11 protein-coding genes and 1 pseudogene are annotated in these 8957 nt (G+C 60.3%); 3 read left to right on the top strand and 9 right to left on the bottom strand.

Annotation, left to right across the window (positions count from 1 at the left end):
- A partial coding sequence (locus NKH36_RS32640; RefSeq protein ID WP_352965962.1) for a recombinase family protein occupies window positions 1-224 on the bottom strand: 224 nt, incomplete at its 3' end.
- Between the two features lie 278 nt (window positions 225-502).
- Between NKH36_RS32640 and NKH36_RS32635 the strand changes: the two genes are divergently transcribed.
- Entirely contained in the window at window positions 503-1063 is a 561-nt protein-coding gene (locus NKH36_RS32635) for a DUF1003 domain-containing protein (protein WP_352965961.1), read from the top strand.
- A gap of 96 nt (window positions 1064-1159) precedes the next feature.
- Here NKH36_RS32635 and NKH36_RS32630 read toward each other — a convergent pair whose 3' ends face one another.
- Window positions 1160-1417 (bottom strand): hypothetical protein, encoded by a 258-nt coding sequence (locus NKH36_RS32630; RefSeq protein ID WP_352965960.1) that lies wholly within the window; start codon window positions 1415-1417, stop codon window positions 1160-1162.
- A 47-nt stretch (window positions 1418-1464) separates the two neighbouring features.
- Here NKH36_RS32630 and NKH36_RS32625 point away from each other — a divergent pair.
- Both NKH36_RS32625 and NKH36_RS34980 read left to right on the top strand, forming a co-directional pair.
- Window positions 1465-1593 (top strand): annotated as a pseudogene (locus tag NKH36_RS32625) (DUF2924 domain-containing protein); the annotation flags it as partial.
- Window positions 1576-1887 carry a hypothetical protein gene (locus NKH36_RS34980; RefSeq protein ID WP_502912164.1) on the top strand — a complete coding sequence of 104 codons (312 nt, stop codon included), beginning with the start codon at window positions 1576-1578 and terminating at the stop codon, window positions 1885-1887. The pseudogene NKH36_RS32625 and the gene NKH36_RS34980, both read left to right, overlap by 18 nt.
- Before the next feature lie 837 nt (window positions 1888-2724).
- Here NKH36_RS34980 and NKH36_RS32615 read toward each other — a convergent pair.
- From NKH36_RS32615 to coxB, 7 genes are all read right to left on the bottom strand, one after another.
- Window positions 2725-3363: an SGNH/GDSL hydrolase family protein gene (locus tag NKH36_RS32615; protein WP_352965958.1), complete on the bottom strand. Its 639-nt coding sequence runs from the start codon at window positions 3361-3363 to the stop codon at window positions 2725-2727.
- A gap of 419 nt (window positions 3364-3782) precedes the next feature.
- Window positions 3783-4193, bottom strand: a complete 411-nt coding sequence (locus NKH36_RS32610) for a c-type cytochrome (protein WP_352965957.1) — start codon at window positions 4191-4193, stop codon at window positions 3783-3785.
- On the bottom strand, window positions 4174-5052 hold the full coding sequence (locus NKH36_RS32605; RefSeq protein ID WP_352965956.1) for a cytochrome c oxidase assembly protein: 879 nt from the start codon (window positions 5050-5052) through the stop codon (window positions 4174-4176). The genes NKH36_RS32610 and NKH36_RS32605 overlap by 20 nt, the downstream gene beginning before the upstream one ends.
- A complete protein-coding gene (locus NKH36_RS32600; RefSeq protein WP_352965955.1) occupies window positions 5049-5327 on the bottom strand; it encodes a hypothetical protein in 279 nt (92 codons plus the stop codon). The genes NKH36_RS32605 and NKH36_RS32600 overlap by 4 nt, the downstream gene beginning before the upstream one ends.
- Window positions 5328-5391: 64 nt before the next feature.
- Window positions 5392-5997, bottom strand: coding sequence for a cytochrome c oxidase subunit 3 (locus tag NKH36_RS32595; RefSeq protein ID WP_352965954.1), 606 nt, complete (start codon window positions 5995-5997; stop codon window positions 5392-5394).
- Window positions 5994-7952 carry a cytochrome c oxidase subunit I gene (ctaD, locus tag NKH36_RS32590; RefSeq protein ID WP_352965953.1) on the bottom strand — a complete coding sequence of 653 codons (1959 nt, stop codon included), beginning with the start codon at window positions 7950-7952 and terminating at the stop codon, window positions 5994-5996. The genes NKH36_RS32595 and ctaD overlap by 4 nt, the downstream gene beginning before the upstream one ends.
- Window positions 7949-8941 (bottom strand): cytochrome c oxidase subunit II, encoded by a 993-nt coding sequence (gene coxB, locus NKH36_RS32585; RefSeq protein ID WP_352965963.1) that lies wholly within the window; start codon window positions 8939-8941, stop codon window positions 7949-7951. Before coxB ends, ctaD begins: the two co-directional genes overlap by 4 nt.
- Between the last annotated feature and the right edge of the window lie 16 nt (window positions 8942-8957).

Raw genomic sequence — 8957 nt, 5'->3', positions numbered from 1 at the left:
GGGCATTTGGCTTGGCGGGCAAGGGCGAGAGCGGCTGTCAGTTGCGGACGTCGATCAAGTGCATCCGCCCCCTTTCCCGTTTCGACCTCGGTGGACTCCTGGATGATGGCAATTCCCTCGGCTTCAGCAAAGCGGCCCACCGCGGCAAGCTGCGCCTCCATGCCCAAGCCTGAACGTCCTTGCCGCTGTGTGGAAACCCGATAATACGCGACTGCGGTCGGCATGTTGCTGTTCCCAAGGGGTGTGCAACTGCAAACCACCGTTTGCAGTTTGCGCACGGAGACTAAATAAGCAAGTCATCTCAACACCTTGAAGTGCATTTCGGTTTTGCCTTCCTCAGCAGGAAGGCTCTGGCGCCGCCAAGCGTCTAAGACCCTGAAATCGCCTGGGTAAATAGGGGAGCCAACGATTAGACGGCTCTAGTCGGGAACAAAGTCGAACACCCATGATTTTGTTCGTTGCCCAGCGTGGCAGGACTGATAGCTATCCAACGGGGTGTTCCATGGATTCTCCAACGTTGCCTCCGCCCCCTCCGACTGAACTCAGCCAAGCACTGAAACGCAATATCAAAGCGATTGAGGAGCGCCGGGCGAAGGAAGCAAGCGAGGCAACTTTGGAAGAGAAAATCGCTGAGGCGATTACTTCTTTTACGGGCAGTATACGTTTCGTGTACCTTCACTTGGCCGTGTATGGCGGCTGGATCGTCTCGAACTTGGGCTGGATACCGATCACTCCGCCATTTGATCCGACATTCGTGATATTGGCTATGGTAGCTTCCGTCGAGGCCATATTCCTCTCGACCTTTGTACTGATCAGCCAAAACCGGATGTCAGCTGCCGCAGACAAGCGGGCGGATCTGGACCTTCAGGTCAGCCTGCTGACGGAGCACGAACTGACAAAGCTTATTGAACTTGTCGATTCGATTGCGGACCGGTTGAATGCAAAACCAGCCGTAAGCGATATAGAAGTCGGCGAGATTAAGAGGGACATTGCGCCAGAAGCAGTGCTGGACGAGATCGAATCGAAGCAGCGGGAGACTGCGAAGAAGCTGGACCAGCGCTAGTGTCGTGATTTCGAAGTTCGGTTGATTTTGATTTCGTGCTTGGGTCGAACTTCGAAATCAAAACGACAGTCGGAATGACTTGTCGGCAATGCCGCCCTACAGGAGCTTCATGTCTTCATAGGTGGTCACGAAGGTCACTGATGTGTCCAGTTTTCCCTCCAGCTCATGGATGGAGGTCTCCTTCCAGCGCGCCCTGGTCTTCAGCCAGAAAATTGCCGCAGTAACTGCCTCACGTCCTTCACCGGTCGCCTTGCGGTAGAGGCTTTCGGCGACCCTTGCGCTGGCCTTGATGGCGCCGCTCTCGAGCTCATGAGCGTTGGTCGCCTTGAGGTCCTGCTCGTCTGTGGCGAGCACGCAGGCGATGTCGGCCGTGCTAAGTACAGGAACTCGCCTATGGCGGGCTGAAGCCGGAGATACTGAAGCGGCTGGCTGCACTGGCCGAAGATCTAGAGCCCCGCTCGCGCGAGCGCGGTACCCGCTCTGATAGCCGACCCATCGCCGGCACCAGGCTGATGCGCGAATGGCAGGGGGTGGAACATTGCGCGACGGTCCTGGCCGACAGCTACGAATATGATGGCAGGCCCTACAAAATCGCACTCGGCAATCGCCCGCGCGATCGCCGGCACACGCTGGAACGGCCTGGTCTTTTTCGGCCTGAAGAGCCAGAGGGGGAGGGCGTAATGAACGTGCGCTCACCCGACAAAAAGCAGGTGGTGCGAAAGCTCCGCTGCGCCGTCTACACCCGCAAGTCGTCGGAGGAGGGGCTCGACATGGAATTCAACTCCCTCGACGCCCAGCGCGAGGCGCCCAGCTTTGGAGAATGATGGGCGTTCAGAGATCGTTTTGGGGAAGAACGTCGTTTCCGCACTCCCTGGCTTTCGGCCGCACATACCGCACACGCTGGGCTTTCGGGAGGCAATGATCGAACCGGAGAATTGTTTGGACTTTGAAGGTGGTAGAGGGAGAGCACCTGAAATCCAACCTTCTCCACGGATCTGCAATCACCTTCATAGTCGGTATTCGGCTGATGCTGTTCAGTCGACCTGTTCAGAGGCGGCAATGAAAAAGCTATCAAGACCGGCGAATTATTGGAACGGCCTCTGCCCGGAATCACGTCTAATGTAAATGATCGGGGTATCGGGATTAGCGGCGAGTCATGTTGGCTCACGGGTAGCTTGGGCGCGGCCACCCTCGTTGCAATTGTCTGAGGCAATCCATCTGGTTCGAATGGGGAGCACCCATGTGGAAAAGAAAGCCAACTGAGTTGAGCCCGCAAAAAAGAACTTGGTCGGGTTGATTATTTGGGAAGCCGTCCCCCACAGAGCCTGAGTCCGAGGGCACATTCTCGCGCCCGCGATTCCGCAACAAGGTGCGGCGCGTCGGTTATGATAATGCCGTACGGACAAATGGCCCTTAGCGGCCCAGGCTGCGAATTGCGTGTACCCACACATTGTTCCACAAGAATCTTCAAGCTGTCGCACCCGCCTTTCCAAGCGCGTCACAAGACTCACGCCGGGCCATCGACGACGTTTCAAATCCCCGACTATGCGATGCGCAACCGCGACTTCAAGAATGGTCGCCGGCTATGTCCGCTTCCAGGCGGTGGCAAAGCTGACCTTAATGGCCTAACGCGGTGCATTGGCGCCGTCAATTCCGGCGCTCTAGCGAACGATCAGTTCGGCGCGCCCGCTTCGGAATTCGTGCTTGGTAAGAAATGAAACGATCGCTGTAGCGATTTTGCCGCCGCCCTGTTCCGAAGGCTCGATGGCATTGGCAAAGTCGGCGTCCTCGTCGCAGATAATGCGAAGGTCGATCACTGGAACGCCGCGCCCAGCGGCTGCTCGTGTAATGCAGTCATTGAGGACCGAGAGGGCCGTTACCGCAATGCGCCTGTCCTCAGGGTTCGGATATCGGACGTCGTAGATCGTACAAACGGCGGTAGGCAGCTTGGCAGCCAGAACGGCATTCAACGTCGACCGATACTCCAGGCAAAACTGCTCTCTTATTTCCGCCAGTCTTAGCAGGGCGTCGGCGACGGACCGGGACGGAGCGTCCAAAACAGAGGAAACGCCGAGCGCGTCGTTACCTCCCATGCTGACCACCAGATGAGTGGCGTCAGCCGGCAGGCTGTCCAGTTGCTGGCGCACCCCTGCCATGACGCTGCCGTCGACGGCGAGCAGGTCGGCCGACCACCCGATCGGAAGCTGGCGCACCAAATGGGCCAGTACATCTGCTCCGCCGGTCACAAAGGCACGATTGTCAAAAACCGAATCGCCAAGAAGTACAATTTTGTTCGTCATACCCGCATCCTCAGCGAAACTGGCTTGCATGGGCGCGAATGCCAGTCCCGCCGCAGCGGCCAGCAAGAAGCTCCTCCGCGATATCGGGAACTTGACCAGACTTGCGTCTCCATGGCGCTCTCGCTCGCCAAGTAGTTAGCGGCGAGGCCGGGTGCGGCAACACCGGGCAACACCGTCCGAACAAAACGCCACGCGCCCCAGACGATTGGTACTGGAGGGCTCCTTCCTACCTGAAATCCCTCGTTTTCAATTTGAGCTGATCAATGTGGCCGTAAGAATCTTATCCCGAGCCGGAGACTATGCCGATTAAGCTGCCTAGCCACGGGACTTTCGGTAAGAACGGCCGCGCTCGCTTGGCACATCCGCGCGAGGTCGACTTCCTGTTCAGGACCGCTGGTCGGGATGACAAGCTTCTAGCTTCACCTGAGCGCATACAAATAGGCCGCGACGTCGCGTGCCTCCTGCTCGGAAATGCCCGTCGAAGGCATTGCAGTATGTGGATTGATTTCCCTGGCGGCGCGAATCCAGCTGATCAGGTTCTTTGGATTATTGGACAAAACCCCGCCGACATAGACCTTGGTGGCCATGGTGGCGTCCAGGCGCGGGCCGACCAGTCCATCCGCGCCGGGGACGCCGGTGATTGTATGGCAACCGGCGCAACCATTGGCCATCATGATCGGTATGGCACGGGTACCAATGCCACCGGTTGCATTATTTGCTTCCCGTTCGATTCTATCGGAGCGCTCCAACCACAATGTCAGCGCCGCTAAAATTGCCAGTACCACAATGGCGCTAGTGCCGAAAACCAGCCTAGACAGGTCGGAACGCAAGCGACGCCTCCCGGCTTTTCTGTCCGCTCGAGCGGATCCACAAGCCTGCCAGCAACAAGGCAGCTCCACCGTAGATCAGGCCGGCCGGAACCCACATGACCAGACCGGCGAGTTGCTGGTCCTCAAGCGGACTGAGGCGCCACAATTGCGCGCCGGCGGCATTTTCGGGGTACCAAAGTCTCGGCGATACCACGAGCAGCACCCCGAGCAGACCGGTGTGCAGCGAGGTGAAGAAGAGATGCATGACCGCGCTGCCATAGGCTTGTTCACGGCCGGGACGCGGCAGCAGCGCCCACCAGAACAACACGCCGGTGCCGAAGAAGCTGGCATGCTGGGCATAGTGCAGGAAACCGCGTTCGAGCGCAGCCTCGAACAGCCCCGGCACGTGCCACGCCCATATGGCGATAGCGTGCAGGATGGTGGCGGCGACGGGACGGCTGGTCGCGGCCCAGACGGCCTGAAGCGGTTTCGCGTGCCCGGCTGCGCCAAGCGTCTGCCGTAACGAGATCGGCAGTGCCCACATCATCGCAGCCACCGGACGGGAGGCGACCAGCAGAGGCGCTGCGACCGCCATGAGCAATTCGTGCTCGATCATATGTGCGGTGAACACGCGCTCGCCCAACGCATGAAGCGGGCTGACGAGCGCTGACGCCAATACGGCCCAGCCGGCAGCGAACAGCAGGGCCTGTTGCGATCGCAACGGGCGGCCGCGACCGCTCCTACGCCATAATCGAATGGCGCCTGTCGCATAAAGCAATGCGATCGTCGCCAACGGCAGCGTGATCGGCAGCGCCAGCGTCCACCCTGGGGCGCTGCCGCCATAGCAGATCGAGGTCGAGAAGAGCGCATCGAAGCTCATCTCACACACTCGTCGAGAATGAGCGAGGCGGCGCCCTGCATGATGATGACCAGCGCAAACAGCACTGCAGTCAGTATGCCCAGATTGGCGACAAAAGCTTCAGTGCCGCGCGTGCGCTCCGGTTTGAAGGAGGCGCCGCCCTGTTGCCGCGCCCGCCACGATAGCGCCCCGCCAACCAGAGACATTATCGCAAGCGCCAGTGCGATGAAGGGTATGACAGGAATCCGGTGGGCGCACTGCCATTCCACAACGGCGTAATTCAGTTGCGTCGACACGGCCCAGGCCAAAGGCCCCGATAAGAGGCCGCCCCATGACGTGCCTGACCGAAGCGCGCGCATTTCAATCAAGCCTCGGCATCCAATATATTAAGAGATAGATCGGAATCCAGGTCAGGACCACGAAGTCCCAGTAGAAGACGTTGTCACCCATGTCAGCGAAGCGCCGGCCACTGTTGGCGTGGCGCGTGAACATCAAAGCGGTCAACACCAGCGTGTCGCCGACATCAGTGATCAGGTGCGCGGTGTGAAGGCCGAGCAACACCCAGAGCATAGAGCCGTAGGCATTGGTGTCCCAATAGATGTTGAGGGCTGGAAACTCGAACCAGCGCACGACAAGCGGTGCGATCCCGAGTAACGACATCACCACGAGGCCAATGCGCACTGGCACCATCGCGCAGGCCTCAGCATAGCGCTTTAATATGTGGTTGGGCACCAGACTGGCAAGCAGCAAAAGCGTCACGATGGTGCCCGGCCAGTGGTTCGGCGTCGGCGCGCTCAATGGCCATTGCGGTGACAGGTAGGCGAGGTAAAGATAACTTCCCGCCGCGAGCGCGAACCCCATGCCCTCGAGTGCCATGAAGGCGAGAGTGCCCCACCAGGTCGGAGTGCGCGGTCCATGCCCGAAGGTCGGGAGCTCGGAAAGATCGACGGAAGGACGCTGTTTCATTCCTCGTCCTCCGCACTGCCTCTCGGCCAGAACCAGCCGACCAAAGTGATGGCGATCGGTCCCGCTCCCCAAACCACTGCCCATGGGCTGAAGATCGAATAGAGAAAGGTGCCCCCGACTGCGAGGGCGGCGAATAGCGGCCAGATCGACGGCGTTGGCGACTTTTCGCGCACGTCGGGATGCGCCTCCGCCACGGTTGAGATGACCAGTTCGCGTGCATCAACCCGAAGCCCCGTTGCGACCGGAAGCGTGCCACGTTCGGCCCATAGCGGCTCGACGTGCGTCACGACCGGAATGCGGGCGAAATTGTAACTCGCCGGCGGCGATGACGTCGCCCAGTCCAATGTGCCTGCGTTCCAGGGATTGTTGCCGGCCGGGGCGCCCCTCAGGGCGCTGTGCACCAGATTTATGGTGAAAAGCGCGAAGCTCACGAACAGGACAACAGCGCCAGCGGTGATGAACAGATTGATGTCACCCCAGCCGAGCTCCGCGGGATAGGTGTATACCCGTCGTGGCATGCCCCAGATGCCGACAATGTGCATCGGGAAGAACGCCGCATTGAAGCCGATGAAGGCGAGCCAGAAATGCCAGCGCCCTAGGCGCTCGTTCATCATCCGGCCGGTGATCTTGGGAAACCAGAAATAGGCGGCGCCCAGCAAGGGAAATACCGACCCGCCGATGAGCACGTAATGGAAATGCGCGACCACGAAATAGGTGTCGTGAACTTGCAGGTCCAACGGCACAGAAGCCAGCATGACACCGGTCAGACCACCGGCGACAAAAATGAAGAAGAAGCCGAACACGAACAACAGCGGCGTCCTGATGATCGGTCGACCGTCCCAGAGCGTCGCCAGCCAGCAGAATATCTGCAGGCCGTTCGGAATGGCGATCAACATGCTCGATGCGGTGAAGAAACTCGCGCCTAGCTTGGGCAGACCGGTGGTGAACATGTGGTGGACCCAAAGGCCGAACGACAGGAACCCAACGGCGATCAGCGACAGTACCAGCCCCAGATACCCAAACACCGGGCGCCGTGCGAAGGCGGCGATGATCGAGGAGACCATCCCAGTCGCCGGCAGGAAAATGATATAGACCTCGGGATGGCCGAAGAACCAGAAAAGATGCTGGAAGAGCAATGCGTCGCCGCCTTCGGCGGGGTTGAAGATGTGCGTGCCGACCAGGCGGTCCAGGATCAGGAACGTCGAGGCGATCATGACCGCCGGCATTGCGAACACGACCACGAAGGAGGTGACCAGCATCGCCCAGACGTAGAGCGGGATCTTGTCAAGCGACATGCCAGGGGCGCGCTGCTTGAGAACCGTCACGATGGTTGCGACCGCGACCGCTAGTGCAGAGACCTCGGTGTAGGTGATCATCTGCGCCCAGACGTCGGCGCGCTTGCCTGGTCCGAATTCGGGCCCAGACAGCGGCACATAGGCGAACCATCCGACATCAGGCGCCATGTTGAGCGCGAATGACACCCAGGCGAACATGCCTCCCGACAGAAAGATCCAGAAGCTGAAGGCGACAAGGCGCGGAAACGCGATATTGCGGGTGCCGACCATCAGCGGCACAAGGTAGATGCCGCTCGCCTGCACGATCGGCACGGCAAACAGGAACATCATCGTCACGCCGTGCATCGTGAACAACTGATTGTAGAGGTCCGGCCCGATCAGCCCGCGCTCGGGACCCGACAGCTGGACGCGCATGGCGACCGCGTTCAGCCCACCGAGGCATAGGAACACGAAGGCGGTGATCAGGTAGCGCCGCGCGACAATTTTGTGATCGACTGTCGAAAGCGCGCCGATGATGCCAGGTGCAGTCTGCCACGTTCGCGCAAGCCAGCGGTCAAGGCTGTCATCGTCGAGGCCAGTGTCGCGGGGGCCGTCGCGCTCGGGGGCCAATTTCCCTTCTGAGGCCAGGTCACGTCCGTGAGCGAGGTCGGCGCTGCTCATCTCAAGCCCTCAAGATAGGCGACGATCGCATTCAACTCGTCACCGTTCAGATCCACCACCGGCATATGGGCGCCCGGCTTGATTCCCTGCGGATCGGCTATCCATGCCGCAAGGTTGCCGCGGCTCATCGCCAGCGTTCCGGCTGCGAGCGTTTGCCTGCTGGCGACATGGGTCAGATCGGGGGCGACCGTGCCGCCGGCGATGGTGCCGCCGATCTTGTGGCACATCACGCAGGGCCGCTTGAGGAACAGGTCATGGCCGGCTTTCGCCTCGGGCGAGGCAGGCGGGACGGCCGGCCTCAACTGGTCGTTCAGCCAGGCCTCGAAGACGGGCCGAGGCTCGGCGATGACGAAGGTGCTCATATTGGCATGCTGAGCACCGCAGAACTCGGCACATTGGCCCCGATAGACGCCGGGCTTGTCCGCCTTAAGATCAAGAACATTCTCGTGGCCCGGAATGAGGTCTAGTTTGCCGGCCAGATTCGGCACCCAGAAGGAATGGATGACGTCGGTCGAGGTGAGAATGAACCGCACCGGCTCGCCTGCCGGGATGTGGATCTCGTTGGCAGTCGTCAGGATGCGGTTCGGCTGGCTGTTTTCATAGCGCACCTCCCACCACCACTGGTGCCCAGTCACGCGGATTGTCAGCGCCGCATCCGAGCCGATGGCAGCGAGCGTCCTGTTGGCAAAGAAACTCAACAGCGTTAGCCCGATCAGGATCACTGCGGTTGCCCCGAGCGCCGCAAAGACAATTCGCGTCTTGTGGCGCTCCGAAGTGGCGTCGAGGACAAGCGGATCGCCGATCGGTCGTGCGCGCCGGATCAGGGTCATGAGCAGCACGGTCATCACCAGCAGCCAGACCACAGTGCAGAGGGCGGTGAAGAACCAGATCAACCACGCGAGCTCGCCCGCTGCCGGGCCCTTCGGGTCAAGGGCGGATTGCCAGCCACTGCATCCTGAGAGGAGCAGAATGGAGGCTGCGCCGCACATCACCCAAACAAGGCGT

The sequence above is a fragment of the Mesorhizobium sp. M1312 genome (assembly GCF_040318115.1).
Classification (GTDB): domain Bacteria; phylum Pseudomonadota; class Alphaproteobacteria; order Rhizobiales; family Rhizobiaceae; genus Mesorhizobium.
This window is presented reverse-complemented; position numbering and strand designations above follow the sequence as displayed.

Coding starts and splice junctions, on each gene's coding strand:
- NKH36_RS32635 (WP_352965961.1), top strand. CDS start 503: ATGGATTCTCCAACGTTGCCTCCGCCCCCTCCGACTGAACTCAGCCAA.
- NKH36_RS34980 (WP_502912164.1), top strand. CDS start 1,576: ATGCGCGAATGGCAGGGGGTGGAACATTGCGCGACGGTCCTGGCCGAC.
- NKH36_RS32615 (WP_352965958.1), bottom strand. CDS start 3,363: ATGACGAACAAAATTGTACTTCTTGGCGATTCGGTTTTTGACAATCGT.
- NKH36_RS32605 (WP_352965956.1), bottom strand. CDS start 5,052: ATGAGCTTCGATGCGCTCTTCTCGACCTCGATCTGCTATGGCGGCAGC.
- NKH36_RS32595 (WP_352965954.1), bottom strand. CDS start 5,997: ATGAAACAGCGTCCTTCCGTCGATCTTTCCGAGCTCCCGACCTTCGGG.
- ctaD (WP_352965953.1), bottom strand. CDS start 7,952: ATGAGCAGCGCCGACCTCGCTCACGGACGTGACCTGGCCTCAGAAGGG.
- coxB (WP_352965963.1), bottom strand. CDS start 8,941: ATGTGCGGCGCAGCCTCCATTCTGCTCCTCTCAGGATGCAGTGGCTGG.